The organism is Centipeda periodontii DSM 2778 (assembly GCF_000213975.1).
Taxonomy (GTDB): domain Bacteria; phylum Bacillota; class Negativicutes; order Selenomonadales; family Selenomonadaceae; genus Centipeda; species Centipeda periodontii.
Window position 1 is genome coordinate 1,115,982 of the sequence record NZ_GL892076.1, and the last position, 20,456, is coordinate 1,136,437.

The 20,456-nt window shown below is 54.4% G+C and carries 17 protein-coding genes, 2 tRNA genes and 2 riboswitches; of the genes, 12 read left to right on the forward strand and 7 right to left on the reverse strand.

Going from position 1 to position 20,456, the window contains the following annotated elements; all coding sequences use genetic code 11:
• Nucleotides 1-8 precede the first annotated feature (8 nt).
• Nucleotides 9-1,019 (forward strand): biotin synthase BioB, encoded by a 1,011-nt coding sequence (bioB, locus tag HMPREF9081_RS04885; protein ID WP_040394554.1) that lies wholly within the window; start codon nucleotides 9-11, stop codon nucleotides 1,017-1,019.
• Nucleotides 1,020-1,077: 58 nt separating this feature from the next.
• Here bioB and HMPREF9081_RS14085 read toward each other — a convergent pair whose 3' ends face one another.
• The 3 genes from HMPREF9081_RS14085 to HMPREF9081_RS04900 form a co-directional block, all read right to left on the reverse strand.
• Nucleotides 1,078-1,773, reverse strand: a complete 696-nt coding sequence (locus HMPREF9081_RS14085; RefSeq protein WP_040394556.1) for a Crp/Fnr family transcriptional regulator — start codon at nucleotides 1,771-1,773, stop codon at nucleotides 1,078-1,080.
• Nucleotides 1,774-1,829: 56 nt separating this feature from the next.
• Nucleotides 1,830-1,905 (reverse strand) — tRNA-Val (locus HMPREF9081_RS04895).
• 51 nt (nucleotides 1,906-1,956) lie between these two features.
• Nucleotides 1,957-2,033, reverse strand: a tRNA-Val gene (locus HMPREF9081_RS04900).
• Between the two features lie 159 nt (nucleotides 2,034-2,192).
• Nucleotides 2,193-2,364: riboswitch (cobalamin riboswitch) on the forward strand.
• Nucleotides 2,365-2,462: 98 nt separating this feature from the next.
• On the opposite strand from HMPREF9081_RS04900, the gene HMPREF9081_RS04905 reads away from it, so the two are divergent.
• The 11 genes from HMPREF9081_RS04905 to HMPREF9081_RS04955 all read left to right on the forward strand — a co-directional run bounded on the left by HMPREF9081_RS04905 (nucleotide 2,463) and on the right by HMPREF9081_RS04955 (nucleotide 15,562).
• Complete coding sequence (locus tag HMPREF9081_RS04905; protein ID WP_006305926.1) at nucleotides 2,463-4,049, forward strand: ABC transporter substrate-binding protein; 1,587 nt, start codon at nucleotides 2,463-2,465, stop codon at nucleotides 4,047-4,049.
• A gap of 6 nt (nucleotides 4,050-4,055) precedes the next feature.
• The gene (locus HMPREF9081_RS04910; RefSeq protein WP_006305927.1) at nucleotides 4,056-5,042 is read left to right on the forward strand and encodes an ABC transporter permease; all 987 of its coding nucleotides are present in this window, start codon (nucleotides 4,056-4,058) and stop codon (nucleotides 5,040-5,042) included.
• Nucleotides 5,042-5,887, forward strand: a complete 846-nt coding sequence (locus HMPREF9081_RS04915) for an ABC transporter permease (protein WP_006305928.1) — start codon at nucleotides 5,042-5,044, stop codon at nucleotides 5,885-5,887. Before HMPREF9081_RS04910 ends, HMPREF9081_RS04915 begins: the two co-directional genes overlap by 1 nt.
• A gap of 8 nt (nucleotides 5,888-5,895) precedes the next feature.
• On the forward strand, nucleotides 5,896-6,711 hold the full coding sequence (locus HMPREF9081_RS04920) for an ATP-binding cassette domain-containing protein (RefSeq protein ID WP_006305929.1): 816 nt from the start codon (nucleotides 5,896-5,898) through the stop codon (nucleotides 6,709-6,711).
• A 1-nt stretch (nucleotide 6,712) separates the two neighbouring features.
• Nucleotides 6,713-7,318: an ABC transporter ATP-binding protein gene (locus tag HMPREF9081_RS04925; RefSeq protein ID WP_006305930.1), complete on the forward strand. Its 606-nt coding sequence runs from the start codon at nucleotides 6,713-6,715 to the stop codon at nucleotides 7,316-7,318.
• A 176-nt stretch (nucleotides 7,319-7,494) separates the two neighbouring features.
• Entirely contained in the window at nucleotides 7,495-8,637 is a 1,143-nt protein-coding gene (locus tag HMPREF9081_RS04930) for an amidohydrolase (protein WP_006305935.1), read from the forward strand.
• 244 nt (nucleotides 8,638-8,881) lie between these two features.
• Nucleotides 8,882-9,053, forward strand: a riboswitch (cobalamin riboswitch).
• A 244-nt stretch (nucleotides 9,054-9,297) separates the two neighbouring features.
• Nucleotides 9,298-11,595 (forward strand): TonB-dependent receptor plug domain-containing protein, encoded by a 2,298-nt coding sequence (locus HMPREF9081_RS04935; protein ID WP_040394559.1) that lies wholly within the window; start codon nucleotides 9,298-9,300, stop codon nucleotides 11,593-11,595.
• 66 nt (nucleotides 11,596-11,661) lie between these two features.
• A complete protein-coding gene (locus HMPREF9081_RS04940) occupies nucleotides 11,662-12,666 on the forward strand; it encodes an ABC transporter substrate-binding protein (RefSeq protein WP_006305940.1) in 1,005 nt (334 codons plus the stop codon).
• The gene (locus HMPREF9081_RS04945) at nucleotides 12,663-13,715 is read left to right on the forward strand and encodes a FecCD family ABC transporter permease (RefSeq protein ID WP_006305941.1); all 1,053 of its coding nucleotides are present in this window, start codon (nucleotides 12,663-12,665) and stop codon (nucleotides 13,713-13,715) included. The genes HMPREF9081_RS04940 and HMPREF9081_RS04945 overlap by 4 nt, the downstream gene beginning before the upstream one ends.
• Before the next feature lie 19 nt (nucleotides 13,716-13,734).
• Nucleotides 13,735-14,493 (forward strand): ABC transporter ATP-binding protein, encoded by a 759-nt coding sequence (locus HMPREF9081_RS04950; RefSeq protein ID WP_006305942.1) that lies wholly within the window; start codon nucleotides 13,735-13,737, stop codon nucleotides 14,491-14,493.
• Nucleotides 14,494-14,653: 160 nt separating this feature from the next.
• Nucleotides 14,654-15,562, forward strand: coding sequence for an Rpn family recombination-promoting nuclease/putative transposase (locus tag HMPREF9081_RS04955; protein ID WP_006305943.1), 909 nt, complete (start codon nucleotides 14,654-14,656; stop codon nucleotides 15,560-15,562).
• A gap of 84 nt (nucleotides 15,563-15,646) precedes the next feature.
• On the opposite strand, the gene lgt is transcribed toward HMPREF9081_RS04955, so the two are convergent.
• Genes lgt through HMPREF9081_RS04975 form a run of 4 tightly spaced genes read right to left on the reverse strand, consistent with a single transcriptional unit; the run spans nucleotide 15,647 to nucleotide 20,316 of the window.
• Nucleotides 15,647-16,465 (reverse strand): prolipoprotein diacylglyceryl transferase, encoded by an 819-nt coding sequence (gene lgt / locus HMPREF9081_RS04960; protein ID WP_006305945.1) that lies wholly within the window; start codon nucleotides 16,463-16,465, stop codon nucleotides 15,647-15,649.
• A gap of 17 nt (nucleotides 16,466-16,482) precedes the next feature.
• Nucleotides 16,483-17,034 carry a phosphoribosyltransferase family protein gene (locus HMPREF9081_RS04965; RefSeq protein ID WP_006305946.1) on the reverse strand — a complete coding sequence of 184 codons (552 nt, stop codon included), beginning with the start codon at nucleotides 17,032-17,034 and terminating at the stop codon, nucleotides 16,483-16,485.
• Nucleotides 17,035-17,036: 2 nt separating this feature from the next.
• Entirely contained in the window at nucleotides 17,037-18,350 is a 1,314-nt protein-coding gene (locus tag HMPREF9081_RS04970) for an aspartate aminotransferase family protein (RefSeq protein WP_006305947.1), read from the reverse strand.
• A gap of 19 nt (nucleotides 18,351-18,369) precedes the next feature.
• Nucleotides 18,370-20,316 carry a peptidase U32 family protein gene (locus HMPREF9081_RS04975; RefSeq protein ID WP_040394560.1) on the reverse strand — a complete coding sequence of 649 codons (1,947 nt, stop codon included), beginning with the start codon at nucleotides 20,314-20,316 and terminating at the stop codon, nucleotides 18,370-18,372.
• Nucleotides 20,317-20,456 lie beyond the last annotated feature (140 nt).

Here is a 20,456-nt window from a genome sequence, read left to right on the forward strand (position 1 = left end):
GATTTTTTATGCGCGAACATCGTATTGCAGAACTCACGAAGAAGATCATTGCAGGCTATCGTATCAGCCGCGATGATGATCGCTCCATCTTTATGGATACGCCGATCGAGGAGCTGGGCGAGGGGGCGTACCGTCTGCAAAAGCACTTCTGCGGCAACCACATCGACCTGTGTACGATTGTCAACGGGCGCAGCGGGCGCTGCGGGGAGAACTGCAAATACTGCGCGCAGGCAGCATGCCACAAGACAGGTGTCGATACCTACGGCTTTCTCCCGCAGGAGGAGATCATTGCGCATGCAAAGGCAAATCAGGATGCGGGCGCAAACCGTTTCTCCATCGTCACCTCGGGCGGCGCGCTCTCGGGCAAGGAATTTGAGAAGGCACTTGCCACGTACGATGAAATGCGCCGCACGCTTTCCATCGAGCTCTGCGCCTCGCACGGACTCCTCACGCGCAGCCAGTTCCGCCGTCTGCGCGAGGTCGGCGTGACGAGCTATCATCACAACATCGAGACCTCGGAGCGCTACTTCCCCGAGATCTGCACGACGCACAGCTACGCCGACCGTATCCGTACGATCAAGGCGGCGCAGGCAGAGGGGCTCTGCGTCTGTTCGGGAGGCATCATCGGCATGGGGGAGCGGTGGGAGGATCGCTTCGATATGGCGTTCGCGCTCCAAGAGCTCGGCATCGAGTCCATCCCTCTTAACTCCCTCATGGCGATCTCGGGGACGCCGCTCGAGCATCTTGCACCACTCTCGGGTGAGGAGATTCTCCGAACGATCGCGATCTTCCGCTTCATCAATCCGACCGCGAACATCCGCCTCGGCGCGGGACGCAAGCTGCTGCCCGAGAACGGCGCGACGGCGTTTCGCGCGGGTGCGTCCGCATCCATCACGGGGAATATGCTCACGACTTCGGGTACGACAATTGCCGAGGATATGGAGCTCATCAAGGAGCTCGGTTTCACGAACCGCAACGAAGACTGTAGCGTGTCGACGGGCACCTGCGGCGCACATTGATCTGCATAAAATTAGGGACGCTGCACGAAGTCAGCGTCCCTAATTTTATCAGTGCTTCCTATAGATACTCCTCAAACTTCTCCATATCCAAAATCCGTATACTTCGCCCCGTCGCCTCAATTATTCCTTCGCGCTGCATTGCGCTCAGTTCGCGTGAGAGGGAGGGGCGGCTGACCGCGAGGTAGGCGGCAATGAACTCACGGCTGACCGTGAGCGCAATCTTCCCTTTTTCGTCGATGTGCGGGAACAAATAGCGCACAATCTTTTCGCGCAGCGTTCCGCTCGCGAGAATCTTGAGCTTCGTATGCATCCCATACGCCTTGCCGGCAAAGATCTTCATGAGGTTTCGCTGCACGATGAGCGCACTGCGGCGCGGCGCTTCTCCTACATCCAGCGTGAAGAGATGGCTCGAAACTTCGAGCAGCTTGACCTTTGTCACGGCGCGGACATACATATCGTACGGACGGCGCAGCACCTCGTAGACTTCGCCGAACATATCGCCCGGACGGTCAATCTCCGAGATGAAGATCTGCCGTCCCGAATACGTGTCCTTGAGGATGTGCACCTCCCCCTCGAGCAGGATGTAGAGCGAGTGCGGCATCTCCCCGTCGTGGAAGATGACCGCGCCCTTTGGGTACGTTCGCAGTGCTACATCGCTTGAGGCGAGGAGTTCGGCGACCTCCTCCTCATTCATCCCCTGTGCAAGGGAAGTCTGTGCGAGAATGCGCGCGGCATTTTCCTTTTCGTTTGTCATTTTTGTGTACTCCTGTATATACGAAAAAACCGCCCCATAGGACGGTGTAATATACATGGTGCTCACTGAGGGATTCGAACCCCCGACCCCCTCCATGTGACGGAGATGCTCTACCAACTGAGCTAAGTGAGCCTAAGGAATCACTGATAAAAAAATCCGCACGCTTGCGGATGGAAAATCAAATGGTGGGGTTAACAAGATTCGAACTTGTGACCTCCTCGATGTCAACGAGACACTCTAACCAACTGAGCTATAACCCCATTGTTGTCGCTCATGTCCAAACGACAAGATGAATTATAACAATGGATATGATTTCTGTCAAGGAGTTTTTTCAGACTCCTGCGGTAGCTGCAAAATGCGTATCGTGTTCCATGTTGACATCTTGTATATCGTATGATAATCTGATTTTTAATCACAACTGAATATTTTGCCGATCGGGTGCGCATTGCGCTTAATAGAGAAGCAGGTGAAAGACCTGTGCTGTCCCGCAGCTGTAATGCAGAGTCGACCTCATAACGTCACTGGGAAACCGGGAAGGCGGGGAAGACGAGGATGCAGAGCCAGAAGAACTGCCCGATTGGAACGCTGTTATCATTTTCTGCGAGAGACAGGAAGGCTGATTCGATGGATGTGCTTTGTGCGCCTTTTTGCTCTTTGTGCAAAGAGGCGTTTTATATGATGAAGGAGGCATGACAGTGAGGAAGTTTCTGATGTGTCTGCTGATGGCGATGACAATGCTCATCGTCGGATGCGGCGGCACGGATCAGCCAAAGAACGAACGCGCCGAGAAGGGCGAGATCGTAATCTCGGTGGGCAAGTACATGGTCGGCGAGGGCTTTGACCCGACAGCAGGCTGGGGGAGCTGGGGGCCGGATCCGTTCCACAGTGCCTTGATGATGCATGATGAGAAGAATCAGCTCGTCAAGGATCTTGCGACGGATGTGCAGCGTTCGGCGGACGGTCTGAAATATACCTTTACGATCCGCAGCGATGCCAAGTTCTCCGATGGTCAGCCGCTGACGGCGGAGGATGTTGCGTTCACCTACGAGACGGCGAAGAAAGCCGCCGGCACAGTCGATCTGACGGTGATGGAGGAGGTACGCGTGCTCTCTCCGACACAGGTGGAGTTCACGCTCTCCAAGCCGTGGTCGGTCTTCCTTGAGACAGCTGCGGCTCTTGGCATCGTGCCGAAGCATGCATACAAAGAGGGCTATGCGACGGCTCCTATGGGCAGCGGCCCGTGGAAGGTGGTATCGTTCCAGAAGGAGCAGCAGCTCATCATGGAGCCGAATGAATACTACTACGGGAAGAAACCGAAGCTGAAGAAGGTCACGGTGCTGAACCTCGGTGATGATGCGATTCTCGCTGCCGCGCAGTCGGGACAGGTGGATCTCGTATTTACCCCGACGGAGTATGCAGGGGCAAGTGTACCGCATATGAAATTGGTGTTAATGGATACCATTGACAGCTTCTGCGTCAACATGCCGCAGGAAGCGGAGCATGACGAAAACGGCATGCTGGTCGGCAATAATGTGACGAGCGATCCTGCGATTCGCACGGCACTGAATATCGGCATTGACCGCAAGACGATTATTGAGAATGCACTCGCCGGCTTTGGCAAGCCGAGCATGAATTTGGCAGAGGCACTCCCGTGGGCGAACAACGCACTGCAGGAGAAGGACAACCGTGTCGACGAGGCTGTGAAGATCCTCGAGGATGCGGGCTGGAAGGATACGGACGGAGACGGCATCCGTGAGAAGAACGGCATGAAGGCGGAGTTCGTCATCAATGGGCGTTCCAATGATCTGCAGCGTTATAATACGGCAGTGGCACTCGCGCAGGATGCGAAGAAGCTCGGCATCAACATCATCGCAAAGTCAACGCCGTGGTCGGAGGCGCGCAAGATCGCGCGGAATATCCCGACGGTATGGGCGATTGGCGATTATACGCCGCAGGCGATTTACAACTACTACCACTCCTCTCAGGTTGGAGTCAATGTTGTCAATAACCCCGCAATCTATCGCAATCCGGCGGTCGATGTGCATATTGACCGTGCGCTTGCGGCAACCTCGGACGAGGAAGCCATGCGTGAATTCAAGGCAGCGCAGTGGGATGGGACGGTAGGAGCGAAGAGCGACGTACCGTATCTTTGGATTGTAACCGTGCAGGTGCCGTACTTTGTCAACGAGCGTCTTGATCTTGGACAGCTTCGTGTTGGCGAGCGCGGGCAGGGCATGGGGGTTCTCGCGAATCTTGATGATTGGCAGTGGAAGTAGATCAGTATGACAAAACGGATGGCATACTTCATCGGGGGGAGCGCAGCTCGTCTGCTGCTGCTCTTGGCTGCCGTAAGTGTGGTTAGCTTTGTACTGCTAGCGAACTCGCCGATTGACCCGATTGATGCCTATTTTGCGAATAAAACGGCGACGGCGGAGCAGCATGCGCTTGTTGCTGCCTACTGGGGATTTGACAAACCGCCGCTTGAGCGATTCCTGCTCTGGGCGGGGAATATTCTGCACGGTGACTTCGGCACGTCGCTCATCTATCGGGCACCGGTACTCGAGGTCATCGGAGAAAAATTCCGTCTGACGCTCCTGCTGATGCTGACGGCGTGGGTGTTGTGGGGCGTGATCGGTTTCACGCTTGGCGTACTTGCAGGAATGTACCGCGGTAGCCGTCTCGACAAGGCGATTCAGGGATTCTCTCTGCTGTGCGTTTCTGTGCCGGTGTTCTGGCTGGGGCTGCTCTTTCTGATGCTTTTCGCAGTCAAGCTGCAGTGGTTCCCACTGGCACTTGCTGCGCCGATTGGGAAGCTGCACGAGGAGGTCACACTGACGGATCAGCTCCGTCATGTTATCCTGCCTGCGCTGACACTGAGCGTTACAGGAATCTCCGCGATGACGCTTCAGACGCGCGAGAAGATGATTGAGGTCATGGGGACGAACTATATGCTCTTTGCCGAGGCGCGGGGCGAGTCGCTCTGGCAGCGCGTGCGTCGGCATGGTCTGCGCAACATTCTGATGCCTGTAGTCACGCTACAGTTTGCTTCCTTTAACGAACTGTTCGGCGGAGCGGTGCTTGCGGAGACGGTGTTCTCCTATCCGGGGCTTGGCGGTACGGTCACGATGGCGGGGCTGCGCGGCGACCTGTCACTTTTGCTCGGCATTGCGATTTTCAGTGCGGTGTTTGTCTTTGTCGGAAATCTCATTGCCAATATTCTGTACGGCATTGTTGATCCGCAGCTGCGCGAGGGGAGGGGAGATTCTTGATGAAAGAGGATCTTTCCCTGCGCGGCGGCATGAGCGTTCGGCAGCGTCAGCTGATCTTTGCCGTGTTGGCGGGCTGTTTTATCCTCGGTATACTCATCTGGGGAACGACGATGCCGGAGAGCGCGTATGCGGTCGACTATGGGCAGAAAAATCTTGTACCGTCTGCTGCGCATCCGTTCGGGACAGATTATATGGGGCGCGATATGCTCCTACGTTCGGTCAAGGGCATGTCCATCAGTCTGCAGATTGGAATTGCTGCGGCATTTGTCAGCTCCTGCATTGCACTCCTCCTCGGAACGCTGTCGGCGGCATTCGGCGGCAAGGTCGATCAGTTCGTGCTCTGGCTCGTGGATCTCTGCATGGGGATTCCGCATATCCTGCTCATCCTCATGATCTCGGTCATGATGGGTGGCGGTGTTATGGGGGTGTCCATCGGTGTCATTGTTACCCACTGGCCGCGCCTGACACGCATCATCCGTGCAGAGGTCATGCAGCTGCGTGCACAGCCCTATATTCTGGCGGCGCGGCAGTACGGGTACTCGTGGGTGACTGTGGCACGGCGGCATTTCGTCCCCCATGTCCTGCCGCAGTACATCATCGGGCTCGTCCTGCTATTTCCCCATGCGATCATGCACGAAGCCGGAATCAGTTTTCTCGGGTATGGTCTGCCGCTGGATATGCCGGCAATTGGCATCATCCTCTCGGAGTCGATGCGTTACCTCGCACTCGGCATGTGGTGGCTTGCGTTCTTCCCGGGATTTTTGCTGCTGCTCGTCGTGCTGATCTTTGACCGTCTCGGCGCGGCACTGCGCGATCTGTTCGATCCGCAGTCCGGACAGGCATAGGAGGGGATATGGAACAACTTCTCGCAGTAAAGAATCTGTCCGTGTCCTTCCGTATGTATCAGGGGGCACTGACCCATACCTTGGTGGCAGGGATGCACGATGTCAATCTGCATCTGAACCGTGGAGAGATCCTTGCCGTCGTCGGTGCAAGCGGCTCCGGCAAAAGCCTGCTCGCACACGCCGTGCTCGGCATCCTGCCGTACAATGCCATGACGAGCGGTGAGATGCGGTATCGCGGGGCTGTGCTTGATACAAAACGACAGGAGCAGCTGCGCGGACGTGAGATAGCACTGATTCCGCAGTCCGTGACCTATCTCGATCCGCTTATGCGCGTCGGGCGTGAGGTGTGTGGACTCTACGGTTCGCCTGACGATATGGCGGCGACCTTCCGCCGTCTGCACTTGGAGGAGCGGGTGCAGCGTCTCTATCCGTTCCAACTCTCGGGCGGCATGGCGCGGCGCGTGCTCTTTTCGACGGCGGTCATCACGGATGCCTCACTCATCATCGCAGACGAGCCAACGCCCGGCATGGACGTGAAGAGTGCCGTCGAGGCACTGCAGCTCCTGCGCGAGCTTGCCGATGCGGGCAAGGGTGTTTTGCTCATCACGCACGACATTGACCTTGCCGTCGAGGTTGCGGACAATGTTGCCGTTTTCTATGAGGGTCGAACGGTGGATATGGCTCCGGCTGCCGCATTTCATGGAGATGGGGCTGAACTCGTGCACCCGTATACGAAGGCACTCTATCATGCGCTGCCGCAGAACGATTTTACCGTATATACGGCGGCAGAGGTTACCCAGATGACTGCGGTGGGAGGTGCGTGAGATGCTGGACGCAAAGGATCTGTCCTATCGCTATGGGGAGGACAGCCCTGTTCTGTGGAATGTGTCGCTGCGCGTTGCGGACGGGGAGCGTCTCGCACTTCTCGGACCGAGTGGGCGCGGCAAGAGCACATTGGCACTTCTTCTCGCGGGGTATCTTCCGCTACAGCAAGGGACGATCACGTTGGACGGCGCGTCGCTGCCAAAGGGCGGCTACAATCCCGTTCAGCTCATCTATCAGCATCCGGAGAAAGCAATGGATCCGCGCTGGAAGGTGGGAGCTACGCTGCGTGAGGCATGGGACGTTCCGCAGGAACTGCTCACGGCGATCGGTGCGGAGCCGGACTGGCTCTCGCGTTGGCCGCACGAACTCTCGGGCGGTCAGCTGCAGCGGCTCTCAATCCTGCGCGCGCTCAGTCCAAAGACACGCGTGCTCATCGCCGACGAGATCACGGCGAGCCTCGACCCCATCACACAGGCGCAGATTTGGTCTGTTATCTTGCGCGAGATCGAGAAGAACCGCACCATGCTCATTGCCATCACGCACAATGAGGCGTTAGCACAGCGGATCTGTACGCGTATGGTACATATTGAGGAATTGCAGGGATAAAAGAGAACTACCGTTCATACGAAAATCCGGTATCTGTCCGAAAGGTGGATGCCGAATTTTTTTGCGTATTTATAAGCATAGAAAAATATATGAAAACCTCATTGACAAGATCTTTTTCAGTATGTATAATTCCAATATAACATATCTAATATGTATGGATTGGAAAGAGCAAGAAAATGAAAGACATTAAACATATCGAAGCACATATTGCAGAAGAGTTTCAATGGTTTCATCGCCATCCCGAGCTCTCCTACGAAGAAGTCGAAACGACGAAGCGCATTCGCGCATCCTTGGAACGTGCGGAAATCCGTATTTTGGATCTGCCATTGAAGACGGGGCTTGTCGCAGAGGTGGGAGCGGGCGATACCGTCGTCGCTCTGCGCTCGGACATCGACGCACTGCCCATCGAGGAACAGACGGATCTGCCGTATCGCTCGGAGCACGCGGGGCGTATGCACGCCTGTGGGCACGATTTTCACATCGCTGCGGTGCTCGGTGCAGCGCTCCTGCTCAAACAGCACGAGGCAGAGCTTCCGGGACGCGTGCGCATCTTTTTCCAACCGGCGGAGGAGGCACCGGGCGGCGCGAAGGTGCTCATTGAGGCGGGGGCGCTACAGGATGTGAGTGCGATCTTTGGACTACACGCATGTCCGCTCCTCCCCGTCGGGACGGTCGGCATCTCAGCGGGCGCAGTGATGGCTGCGGTGGATCGCTTCGTGTTCCGCTTTCGCGGCAAGGGCACACACGCCGCACATCCGGAGTCGGGCATCGATCCGATTCCCCTCACGGCGGCATTCGTTCAGGCGGTGCAGACCATTGTCGCGCGCAATCTCAACCCGTTTTCGGCGGGGCTTGTAAGCGTCACGCACATCGCAGCAGGGAATACGTGGAACGTCATTCCCGAGGAGGCTCTCGTCGAGGGGACGACGCGCAGTTTGTCGGCGGAGGAGCGTGCGCTGATCCGTGCGCGCGTCTGCGCCCTGGCAGAGAACATGGCAGCGGCACATGGTGCGACGGTGGAGATGGACTGGTACGAGGGACCTCCTGCGACAGTGAACGATGCCTTCTGGGCGTCGTTTGCCGAGGAAACGGCAAAGGCGCGCAATCTGAACGTCGTTCTCGCACCCCAGTCGCTCGGCGGTGAGGACTTTGCCTTCTATCAGGAAAAAGTTCCGGGCATGTTTGTCCTCGTTGGCACGGGGCTTTCACACGCGCTCCACAATCCGGGCTTTTGCGTCGATCCGAATGCGCTCGCGCCGACGGCACATTATCTCGCGAAACTGGTGCGTGCGGCTTTGAAGAAGGTGAAGGAACGATGATCGAATTTGTGGATGTGCACAAGGATTTCCTTGTAAACGGGCAGCCCGTTACGGCACTGCATGGGGCCACTACACATCTGCGGCTGGGCAGGACTCTTCTTCAAGGAAGATTCGGAGCATATGATGACGCAGTGTCAGAAATGTGACTATCGATAAGGAGAATTGTATCGTTCTTTATAATAGGCTTGACAGATTATTTATGTTATGATAATCTGCTAAAAGTTATTGGGAATAAAAACACAATTGAATATTTTGCCAATCGGGTGCGCATTGCGCTTAATAGAGAAGCAGGTGAGAGACCTGCGCTGTCCCGCAGCTGTAATGTGGAGTCGACCTCAATACGTCACTGGGAAACTGGGAAGGCGAGGGAGACGAGGAAGCAGAGCCAGAAGAACTGCCCGATTGGAACGCTGTATCGTCCCTGCGAGAGACAGGAAGGCACGATTATTTTTGTATGTTTCGTATGCCTTTTTGCCGGAGAGCAAGAAGGCTTTTTGTTTGCTTCTTACGGTGTGTTTTTCTTGTGCTCAATTTGACGATGCATGAATCCTATTGGCATTTTGGAAACAAAATGTGAATGCGGGAATAAGCCTGTATTTGACATTGTTTTCTATGATGTACTGCCGTATTAAATGCTTTTTGTCAAAGGAGAGTAAGCACATGCAAAAGAAGCTGCGAAGGGGTACTGTACTCGGGATCTTAATGTCGACGATGCTGATGGGAGGCACAGATGTTTATGCTCAGGACGCAGAGTCGACTGTGCCCGGCGAGGAAACAGTCAAGACGACATATGTGACGCAGGATATTGATGTCGAAGGAAAGATGAAAGATCCTTTCGGCAATGTGATGACGGAACAGTCCTACTATCGCACGGGCGGCGATGTGAACGTCATTGACCGTGATACGCTTGAAAAGCGGCATTACGATCAGCTCAGCGATGCGCTACGGCAAGTGCCGGGGGTACAGATCAAGACGCCGGGGTATCGCGGGGGTGAGTATGGGTATACGCAGACACACAACATTGTGACAATTAATGGCGATGATCGAGTTGTTGTGCTCGTGGATGGGCGCCGTATGGATAACTCTGTGGGCAACGTTGTCTCCGGACGTTCAACGAGCGGCTCCAAGGCGGTCACGGACATCAATCAGGTCACAAATATTGATAATATCGAAAAAATAGAAGTCATCAAAGGACCCGGTGCGTCATTTTACGGATCGGATGCCACCGGCGGCGTTATCAATATTATTACGCGCAAGGGGACAGATAAATCCTATGGGTCACTTGATCTGTCAACCGGTTCATGGAATCGGCACAATTATAAATTGAACTATGCGGGGAGCACAGATCAGGGGAAACTGAAATATTTCTTTACACTTGCGCGTGAAATGGGTGGAGATGCCAAATATAAGGATGGACTGAGCGGCAATACCTATACCTATGTGAATACGGGCTACAAAGAGGAAACGTTCAATCTCCGTGTGGACTATGATTTCGACCCCACACATTCATTGCAGGCGGCGTTCAATCATATGCAGAGTGATGCAGACTATCCGCTTACGGCACCCGATCACAAGTACTTTAATCAAGCTGATTGGGATCGGATTAAGACTGATTATTCCGTACATAAAAAATATGGTGATCCAAAAAATCCAGGTTATCGCACACTATGGTATATGTGGGCGGTGACGGGCGCCTATAACGCCTACAACAAGAACAATCTCGATCTGACCTATACGTTCCATCGAGATAACGGCATGGAGAGTTTTGTTCGGTACTACGAACAGCATGAACGCTATTGGGGGTCGTTTGGAGGAGGGAGTCGACAAGATTCGCCCGTACCGGATACGCCCGAATGGTTTGAATGGGGGAAAGCGAATTATCGCAGCCGAGACCATCGCTCATGGTATCACCATCTGGAAAATAAAGGGATTCAGTTCCAACTGGGTAAATCCTATGGGAAACATGATGTTCTCACTTCGTGGACCTATGATAATTCGAAATACTATAATACACAAGTAAGTACAGGAAAAAACACGAGTGTTAAACGAGATTCTATCCTTGGCTACATTCAGGATAAAATTCTGCTTTCGGATAAGTGGGAACTGACGCCGTCCCTTCGCTTCGCGCATTACAGTGATGTCAGCCATGTATCGCAAGATGGGGTTCACAGCATCGGCGGTGCCTCGTCCAACACGATTACACCGTCCCTCAATACGCAGTATCGGTTTGATAAAGATACGAGCGCATATTTCGGCTACAGCCGCGTACACAGACCGCTCAAACCGAATGACTATACGGCGACGAATGGAGCGGATGCTGCCAATCTGCAGGATGAGAAGGGAGATGTATGGACGCTCGGCGTGCGGCACGAGTTTTCACCAAATACAACGGCGTCTGTCCATTACGCCTATACACGTATGAGTAACGCGGTTGTTCGATACAGCATCTGGGATGGAGCGGTGAGTGACTTCAAGCTCAAGTATGTCAACGCCAAGGAAGTCAAGAAATCGATCAACCTTTCTTTGCAACATCAATTTAATCCGCATTTGTCGATTACGGCAGGTTATTCGCATGATTTCGATAAGTTTTCGGCAAAGGATGGAATGACCTTCGATCCTGAACTGAAATGGGCAGATGGCAATGTTAATTCCGTTATCAATAAGTTGCGTCCTGCTAATACCTATACAGCGGATCTTGTGTATGAGAACGGAAAGCTGTATACGGCATTGACGGGTACTTGGTATACGGGCTGCAATACAATGGCGTATACCAGCAGGCGTGCGCTTGTTCTCGATTTCAACATCAACTACGCGCTTCAAAAGGATTTAACCCTGTATGCCTCCGTTGTGAATTTGACCAACCAGGCGTATGAGACGGTTTATACCAGCTATCTTGGGAAGGGGAGCTGGCCTCAGTTAGGCAGACATTTTCTGATTGGTATGAAATATAAATTCTAAGGATATGGGGCGGCAAGTGTGTCATTTTGACAGCTTGCTGTCCATTTCTATAAGAAAGTTGGAGCTATGAAAAAATCTCTCATCTTATTGCTGGTAATTGTCGGACTGTCCATTTTTTTTGAGGAAAGAAATGGAGAGAACTTTGAAGTGAAACTGCCATCAGAAGACATGGTTGAGAAAGCCCCTTCATATGAAACTGTGGAGATTGAGACGTTTGACTCGTCGAAGAACCCCATATGGATTCAGTTTGACAAAGTACCGATACGGGGGATTGTATATGGAGGAAATACAATAGAGACACTCATGGTATTTGGTCAGGGTGACAAGATTCTCAGCGCGTCATTGAGTACATCCGATGAGGCATATGCGCGGATGAGGGAGAAATACCCTGAAGAACTGAAAAAAATACGACATATCTCCCAGCAGGAGATTAGCAGAGAGCAGACGATTGCCTATCAGCCGGATTTTATTCTGGGATGGAAGTCGACATTTTCTCCGAGGCGATACGGCAGCACGGATTGGTGGCAGGAGCGCGGCGTGAATACATATATTGTTGCCACATCAAACCATGTGGTGCCGCATGGAACGATCGAAGACGAGTGCCAATTCCTGGATGACATGGGGCGAATATTTGATGTTAGAGAGAAATCAGAGGCTTTGATCAATGAAATTCACGCAGAGATGGAGCTTACAGAGAAGAGTATTGTGGGGGAAAAACTACAAGAGGTCATGGTCGTTGAAGTGAGTAAAACGGGAATTATGAACTATGATGATGGTTGGATCGTGGGGGATATGGTGCGGCGTCTGGGTGGAAATATGCCCGTCAAGAGTCGCTCTGTGGGGGCTGAGGACTTGCTGGCACAGGATCCGGACATTATTTTTGTCGTTTACTTTAATTCACGGCATCGCGAGGAGTCGGAGCTTTTCTTTCAAAACGTCCGCTTTAACTCATTGAAAGCCTCGCGCAATAATCGAATCTATATGCTGCCGTTCCGGTATATGTATACGCCGGCAGTGCATACAATAGATGGGATTCGAGCGATCAAAAGGGGGCTGTATCCGGAATTATGAACCGTACAAATTGGCAGCAGGCAGTAATCCTCGTTGAATTGTTTTTGATTCTGATCATCAGCATGGCAGGAGCGCTGACGTTTGGTACGGTATCTCTATCCGTCGGCGATATCATATCTGCGATTTATGATTCCCTGCGAAGCGGCATCCCCATTGATGCGGCGGGACAGGGGGCACTTCATGATATTGTCTGGCTGCTGCGGATGCCTCGTATTCTGATGGCTGCGTGTATCGGAGCGGGACTTGCAACCTGTGGTGTCATTATGCAGGCGATCGTGAAAAATCCGCTTGCCGACCCCTATATCCTTGGCGTTTCCTCTGGTGCTTCTCTAGGCGCAACGGCAGCAATCCTCCTCGGTGTCGGGGTTTCTCTTGGAGAAAACTTTGTCGGGATCGCTGCATTTGTTGGAGCCTTTGCGATATCTCTCGCGATTGTGTTCATTGCAAATATGGGCGGGCGTGCCAACGCTGTGAAACTGCTGCTTGCGGGCATGGCACTGAGTGCGGTATGCAGCGCGTTTTCCAGCTTTATTGTCTACTTTGCCAACGATAAGGACGGCATCCAATCCATCACCTATTGGCTGATGGGGAGTGTTGCGGGTGCAAGTTGGTCGACGCTGGGGGTAATGATACCGCTCAGTATTGTGGTGCCGTTTTTCTTCTATACGCAGGCAAAGATATTGAATCTGATGCTGCTCGGCGATGATACGGCGGTGACCCTTGGGGTGGATTTGCATCTGTATCGTCAGGGGTATTTGCTCGTGAGCGCACTTATGGTAGGATTTGCCGTTTATGCAGCCGGTATGATCGGCTTTGTAGGGCTTATCGTCCCCCATGTGAGCCGTATGCTGGTCGGAGCAGATCATAGAAAGCTGCTGCCGATTGCCGCACTTTCCGGCGCAATATTTCTCGTCTGGGCGGATGTGCTCTGCCGCATCATCATTCCGCAGACAGAACTCCCCATCGGCATTCTGGTTTCAATGATCGGTGCACCCTGCTTTATCTATCTGATGATAAAGAAAACATACGGTTTTGGCAGCGGTGCATAGGCGGCAACAGGAGCATATTATGGAGATTCGCGTAGAAGAATTGGAAAAGAGCTTTGATGGCCGACAGATTCTGAATAAAATATCGCTTGCGGTAGAGCGTAAGGAGTTTGTTGGCATTATCGGTCCCAATGGGAGCGGGAAGAGCACGTTGCTCAAGTGTATCTATCGCGTTCTCCGTCCGGATTCCGGTGCAGTCTTTCTCGATGGGGAGCCGTTGGATGATCTGTCTGTGCGGGAGTCGGCGCGGCGGCAGGCAGTGCTTGCACAACATCATACATTCTCATTTGACTTTACTGTCCTGGAGGTTGTCCTGATGGGGAGAAGTCCGCATAAGCGCATGCTGGAGAGGTATAACGAGGAGGACTATAGGATTGCAAAGCATTATTTGGCGTTTATCGGTATGGAGAGTTTTGTCAATCAGTCATTTTCCAGTCTCTCGGGCGGGGAACAGCAGCGCGTGCTGCTTGCGCGGGCGCTCACGCAGTCGACGTCCTGCCTGATCTTGGATGAGCCGACGAATCATCTGGATATTCGTTATCAGTTGGAAATCATGGAAAACATACGGCAGATGAATTTGACCGTGATTGCCGCTGTCCACGATCTCAATATTGCCGCATCGTACTGTGATCGGATCATTGCGATGAAGGATGGTGTGATTTTGAGAGAAGGGGTACCCGAAGAGATTTTCACGGATGAATTTATTTACGAACTATACGGTGTGCGCGCGCGCATTCACCATTTGGAGGATGGAAATATTGTAATTTCATATCATCTGTGATGTGTTGATAAAACGTATCTGCATGCGCATGGTGCACATTGAGGAATTGCAGGGATAACAAACGGGATGATGCACAAAATCTTTCGTGGGTTCATCTCGTTTGTCTTGTATCAATGGAAAAAAAAGGATAAAATATAGGGAGTAAAGGAGGGAGCATCGGATGAACCGTCAAAACTACAATCCCTTGAATGACTATCTCTTCAAGTTCATCTTTGGCAGAGATGAGCGTAAGCGCATTACGCTCAGTTTCCTCAATGCTGTTTTAGATCGTGAGGGAGAAGAAACACTCACGGACATTACATTTATTGACCGCGAAATTGATCCGCAGTTTGAGGACGATAAGCTCTCACAGCTGGATATTTATGGAATTGCAAGCGATGGCAGTCAAATCAACATAGAGGTTCAGCTTGTGAATCTATACAATATGCAGAAGCGGACGCTCTACTATTGGGCTCGGATGTATCAGACCCTCCGCAAAGGGGCGGAGTATCAAGATCTGAGCCCGTCCATTACGATCAATCTGCTCAACTTTCAGATGCTCCCACAGGAAAGTCCGCACAATATGTATGGAATTTATGATATTGCAAGCGGGCATCGGCTGACTGACGATCTGGAAATACACTTTCTTGAGATTCCCAAGTTCAAGATCAAATCGGTGAAAGAGATGAAGCGTCTTGAAAAGTGGCTTGCTTATTTTTCAAACAAATTGAACGAGAGAGAAACGGAGGAGTTGGCGATGAGCGAGGCAGCAATCAACGAGGCGATTCAGGCAGAGCGCATCTTTATGCAGAGTGATGTGGAGCGTTGGCAGTACGAGCAGAGAGAAAAAGCAATGCGCGATTATCTCAGTGCTATGTCATTTTGTAGCCGTGAGGGACATCGTCAGGGGCTCGAAGAAGGTAGGCGTGAGGGTCGGCGTGAGGGTCGGCGTGAGGGTCGGCGTGAGGGCATGCTGGATATGGCACGCTCTCTGCTTGCACTTAACGTGCCCGTAGATGTAATTGAAAAATCGAGCGGCATGACACGCGCAGAGATTCTCGAGCTCCAAGCGCAAATAGAGCATACTTGAAAAATATGATGAGTAAAAATCCGGCACTTGCCCAAAAGGCAGGTGCCGGATTTTGTCGTTCATCTGTTGTGTGTGTGCAGCTTCCTATGTTCGTGAGGCGCGTTTGCTCTTGCCCTTCGTTGGCGGTTCAGTATTTTGCGTTTTCAGCCCCAACCAGAGAAAGAAGCCAAGGGCGACGAGCCCGAAGCCGAGGCTGGTCATCTGTGCACTGGTGAAGAGCCCGAGGTACTTCTCAGTGTAGTCGCCGCGCAGATACTCGAGCGCGAAGCGTACGAGACTGTAGAGCATGATGTAGAGTGCAAAGCACTGCCCGCGTGCGTGCCCTCGTGCGCGGAAGATGAGCAGCAGGGCAAAGATGACGAGGTCGAGCTGTCCCTCCCAGACCTCCGCCGGCCAGAGAGGCTGTGCGCCGTAGGTGTGATGCGCGAGGGTAGTGTCGGGGTAGAGGATGCCGAAATTGCTGCCCGTCGGTGCGCCGAATGCATCCCCGTTGAGGAGATTCGCACAGCGTCCGAGCGCCTGTCCGAGGACGATGGCGGGGGCGGCAATGTCCATGAAGTGTATGGTGTCAAGTCTGTGCTTGCGGCTGTAAAGGATGCCGACGAGCACGCCGAGAAAGACGCCGCCCTGGATTGCCATACCGCCCTGCCAGACGTTCAGGATCTCGGTCAGGTGGTGCTGGTAGTAATCCCAGTCGAAGAAGAATACGTCCCAGAGGCGTGCTCCGAGCAGCCCCGCGATGCCGCAGTAGATGCCGAGATCGGGGACGTGCTTTTCGTAGCCGCGTCCGTCCGCCTTTGCGAGGAAGTAGCCGACGCCCGTTGCGAGCAGGATGGAGAGCGAGATCACAACGCCGTACGAGCGGATGGGGAAGTCCCCAATGTAGAAGAGATATTGATGCAAGCGCAGCCTTCCTCTCTTTACTCTGCTTCAAAGAGCGGAAGTGCCTCAAGAAAGATGATGTCCGTGCGCTTTGCCGCATCGCCCTCGGCGAGTACCGCTGCCTGTCCGATGACGTGTGCGCCCGCCTTCTCGGCAAGATTTCCGAGCGCCGTCATGGAGCCGCCCGTGCTGATCACGTCGTCGAGAAGGAGCACCTTGCGCCCCTCAATGCGCTCGATGTCTGTATTCATGAGGTAGAGGCGCTGTTTGCCCAGTGTCGTGATGGACTCGTCTTCGACCCAGATCGGATCCTCCATGTACGCCTTGACGGATTTGCGCGCTGTGATGTAGTAGGGCATTCCGAGCTGGCGTGAAAGCTCTGCCGCGAGCGGGATGCCCTTTGTCTCGGCGGTCATGATGATCTCCGTGTCTGCCGGAATCTTCTTTGCAAGTTCGCGCGCGCAGTTCGCGCAGAGTTCCACGTCGCCGAGCATGATAAAGCCAGCGATGGCAAGCGTTTCGTTGAGGTTGAGGATTGTGAGCCGACGCTTGCAGCCTGCGACTGTGAGATCATAGTATCGTTTTGCCATGTTCAGAATCCTTTCTCGGTCAGTACGAGTTCCACAGCGTTGAGTACGTCGTTCACGTTCTCCTCAGTGATGATGAGCGGTGGCTGGAACGCCATGACGTTGCGACCGATGCCGTTCTTGCCGACGATAAAGCCGCGGTCTTTCAGATCCTCGAGCACGAGGTCGAGTTCGGCGGCGGCAGGCGACTTGTCTGCGTGGACGAACTCTGCGCCGACCATGAGACCAAGCCCGCGCACATCGCCGATGATGGGGTGGCGCTTTTGGATTTCCCTGAGTCCTGCGCGCAGCTGCTTCCCGCGCTGCTCTGCATTTCCAATGAGATTGTGCTCCTCGATGTAACGAATGACCTGAAGCCCTGCGGTCGTAGAGACGGGGTTGCCGCCGAGGGTCGATGCGCCGGGCTTTGTGTATGTGTCTGCCACCTCGGGCGTCGCGATGAACGCGCTGATGGGCGCACCGTTGCCGAGTGCCTTTGCCACGGTCATGATGTCAGGCGTGACGCCAAAATGCTCGATGGCAAACATCCTGCCCGTGCGTGCAAAGCCTGTCTGCACCTCGTCCGCGATGAAGAGGACTCCGTAGTGATCGAGGATTTCCTTGACACGTTTGAAGTAGTTCTTCGGCGGGACGATGATGCCCGCGTTGCCCTGAATGCTCTCGGCGATGAATGCGGCGGGACGCCCCGAGGTGGCACTCTTGATCGTCTCCTCAAGTTCGTATGTGCAGTCAATCCCGCACTCCTCGGGCGTGTGCTTGTGCGGGCAGCGATAGCAGTAGGGATTTTTGACGAAGTGGATGCCGCCGACGGGGTTCGGGTCGGTGCGCCACATGGAGATACCCGTGAGGCTCATCGTGAGCTTTGTGCGTCCGTGCAGGCCCCCGCGCAGGGCGATGAACTCACTGCTGCCCGTTGCGATCTGCGCGAGGAGCGCCGCGCCCTCGTTCGCCTCCGTGCCCGTGGAGCAGAAGAAACTCTTTTGCAGCCGTCCCGGCGTAATGCGCGCGAGCTGCTCGGCGAGGTTGACGAAATTCTCCGTGAGGTAGATGTTGCAGACGTGCTGGAGCGTGTTCAGCTGCTCCGTGACGGCGGCGTTGATCGCGGGGTTGCAGTGCCCGCAGTTGATGACGGAGACGCCCGCGAAGCAGTCGAGATACTTCCTGCCCGCACTGTCGTAGAGGTACTGCATCTCGCCGCGCACGATCTGACGCGGTTCACGGTAGAAATGCCCGAGGCAGGGCATGATGTACTTCTTTTTCTTTTCGAGGATGGCGGCGGCACCGATGTAGATGTTCTCGTTTGGGGAAGCTGTGTCCATGGAATATGCTTTCTAATGGTCAGATAGAATTGCGGCTCTGGCGGAAACGATAGGTGCCGATGCCCAAGGGGCGCGGCGCAATCTCCGTGAGGCGGTCGAAATCCGCCGCGCGATAGCTGTCGCTGCCCGCAGCGAGACGATCGAGCGCGGCACGGTAGATGCGGACAATCTCGGCGGTCACGTCCGCCGTATAGTCCTGCGCCTCGATTCTGTACGAGCCGAGGCCGTTGAATTTTTCGAGGTAGGGGTAGAGGCAGAGATCCTTTGCGAAGTAGATGTGGTTGCGTCCGTACTGGTCGATGCGGATGGAGTGCACGCCGCCCGCTTCGTCGCGGAATGCGTACAATTTGTCGAGCAGCTCCGGCGAGGAAAGGTCACTGTAGTTCGGCAGCGACATTGCGGGGAAGTTGTAGTCGCAGATCATCGACTCGTATGCGCCGTGGATGACCGCCTCAACAGGCAGAACGGCGTTCTCGACGATCTCGCGCAGCTGCTGAAAGGACAGCTCATAGGAGACGGTCGCCATCGTGAGGCCGTTTTCCTTGAGGAAGGCGACGGCGAGATGGTTGAATGTATTGAATGAGTGATCCGCCTGCACGGGCAGCTTCGTCAGCGTGCGTGCGAGTTTCAGCGTGCCGAGGTTGCCGACCATAATGCCGTCGACGCCGAGGTCATTCAGCGCGGTAAAGAACTGCTCGAGTTCGCCGCACTCGCGCCGCATGGTCGTGCGCGGTGTGTTCACAACAACGCGTGTGCGGCCCGCCGCATAGCGGACGATGTCTTTATAGTCCGTGAACTTCCACGGGCGGTGAGGGCGGAATGCCTCGCCGCCGACGTAGATCGTATCTGCGCCCGCATCCACTGCCGCACGCGCTGCGTCAACGGTGCCGACGCGCACGCTGAGGTGGCGGCTCGGCGTATTTTCCTTTTCGATCGGACGCTCGGCACGCAGTACCTCGTCTGCAAATCCCGCTTCCTCGACCGCCTGACTGAAAAAGCGCGGCTCACGCTCGCCCGTCATGCCGATGTCGATCGCAGTCGGCTGCCCAAATGCGAACGTCGTCGTGTAGTCGCGTACGCGGTTGTCGTAGAGCGTGCGCCATCCCTCCTCGTCCGTTGTGTAGCCGTTCGGGTCGGCGATGTAGGCGTCGATCGCCTTGCGGTACGTCGATACGAGACGCCCGATGAACTCGGGCGAGCGCATGCGTCCCTCGATCTTGAACGAGTAGACGCCCGCCTGAATGAGTGCGGGGATGGAGCGGTACATGCACATATCCTTGAGCGCGAGCTTGTACGGCCCGGGGCTGTTTGCATCGAGCACTTCTCCTGTCGTCTCATCGATGAGGGCGAACGGCCAGCGGCAGATCTTCATGCAGCGCCCGCGGTTGCCACTCTGCCCGAAGAGTACGCCCGAGTGAATGCACTGCCCACTCTCGGAGATGCACATGTCGCCGTGCATGAAGTACTCGACCTCGATGCCCGTGCGTGCGCGGAAGAGCGCGAGTTCGGAGAGCGTCATCTCGCGCCCCACAACAATGCGTGTAATGCCGTACTCCTTGAGTTTTTCAATCGCGTGCTCATTGTGCGTATTCATCATGACGGACGTGTGCAGGGGTACGGTAATGCCCATTTCGTGCACGAGTTCGAGCACGGCAAAGTCCTGCACGAGGATCGCGTCGGGGCGAATCTCGTTGAGATAGGCGAGGTATTCTCGCAGCGCGGGCAGCTCCTCGTTGCTGATGAGATTGTTGAGCGTGATGTAGAGCTCGACATTGTGTGCGTGCGCGTAGTCAACGGCTGCCTTCAGGCGCTCGTCGTCGAAGTTGAAGTCGCCCTCGTGGAGCCGCATATTAAAATGTTTGCCGCCGAGATAGACGGCATCCGCACCTGCTGCGATACCCGCTGTCATGGCGTCCCATGTGCCGGCGGGGGCGAGTAGCTCAACGGATTTACGGTGTAACAGCATTCTGTAAATAACTCCTTCTGGCATGGAGAGCTTGTTGCTTCGGTTACGGAAGCGCTCTCCTGTATCGTTTATGATTATAGCAGGAAACGTCATTTCTTTCAAATGACGGGGTGTGGTTATATAGGATTGTGCGATAGTAT

Bases quoted from the DNA above. Each gene is read 5' to 3' on its own strand.
- HMPREF9081_RS04930 (WP_006305935.1), top strand. From the start codon at position 7,495: ATGAAAGACATTAAACATATCGAAGCACATATTGCAGAAGAGTTTCAA.
- HMPREF9081_RS04920 (WP_006305929.1), top strand. From the start codon at position 5,896: ATGGAACAACTTCTCGCAGTAAAGAATCTGTCCGTGTCCTTCCGTATG.
- HMPREF9081_RS04970 (WP_006305947.1), bottom strand. From the start codon at position 18,350: ATGGACACAGCTTCCCCAAACGAGAACATCTACATCGGTGCCGCCGCC.
- HMPREF9081_RS04955 (WP_006305943.1), top strand. From the start codon at position 14,654: ATGAACCGTCAAAACTACAATCCCTTGAATGACTATCTCTTCAAGTTC.
- HMPREF9081_RS04950 (WP_006305942.1), top strand. From the start codon at position 13,735: ATGGAGATTCGCGTAGAAGAATTGGAAAAGAGCTTTGATGGCCGACAG.
- bioB (WP_040394554.1), top strand. From the start codon at position 9: ATGCGCGAACATCGTATTGCAGAACTCACGAAGAAGATCATTGCAGGC.
- HMPREF9081_RS04965 (WP_006305946.1), bottom strand. From the start codon at position 17,034: ATGGCAAAACGATACTATGATCTCACAGTCGCAGGCTGCAAGCGTCGG.
- HMPREF9081_RS04925 (WP_006305930.1), top strand. From the start codon at position 6,713: ATGCTGGACGCAAAGGATCTGTCCTATCGCTATGGGGAGGACAGCCCT.
- HMPREF9081_RS04975 (WP_040394560.1), bottom strand. From the start codon at position 20,316: ATGCTGTTACACCGTAAATCCGTTGAGCTACTCGCCCCCGCCGGCACA.
- HMPREF9081_RS04905 (WP_006305926.1), top strand. From the start codon at position 2,463: ATGACAGTGAGGAAGTTTCTGATGTGTCTGCTGATGGCGATGACAATG.
- HMPREF9081_RS04915 (WP_006305928.1), top strand. From the start codon at position 5,042: ATGAAAGAGGATCTTTCCCTGCGCGGCGGCATGAGCGTTCGGCAGCGT.
- HMPREF9081_RS04910 (WP_006305927.1), top strand. From the start codon at position 4,056: ATGACAAAACGGATGGCATACTTCATCGGGGGGAGCGCAGCTCGTCTG.
- HMPREF9081_RS04935 (WP_040394559.1), top strand. From the start codon at position 9,298: ATGCAAAAGAAGCTGCGAAGGGGTACTGTACTCGGGATCTTAATGTCG.
- HMPREF9081_RS04940 (WP_006305940.1), top strand. From the start codon at position 11,662: ATGAAAAAATCTCTCATCTTATTGCTGGTAATTGTCGGACTGTCCATT.
- HMPREF9081_RS14085 (WP_040394556.1), bottom strand. From the start codon at position 1,773: ATGACAAACGAAAAGGAAAATGCCGCGCGCATTCTCGCACAGACTTCC.
- HMPREF9081_RS04945 (WP_006305941.1), top strand. From the start codon at position 12,663: ATGAACCGTACAAATTGGCAGCAGGCAGTAATCCTCGTTGAATTGTTT.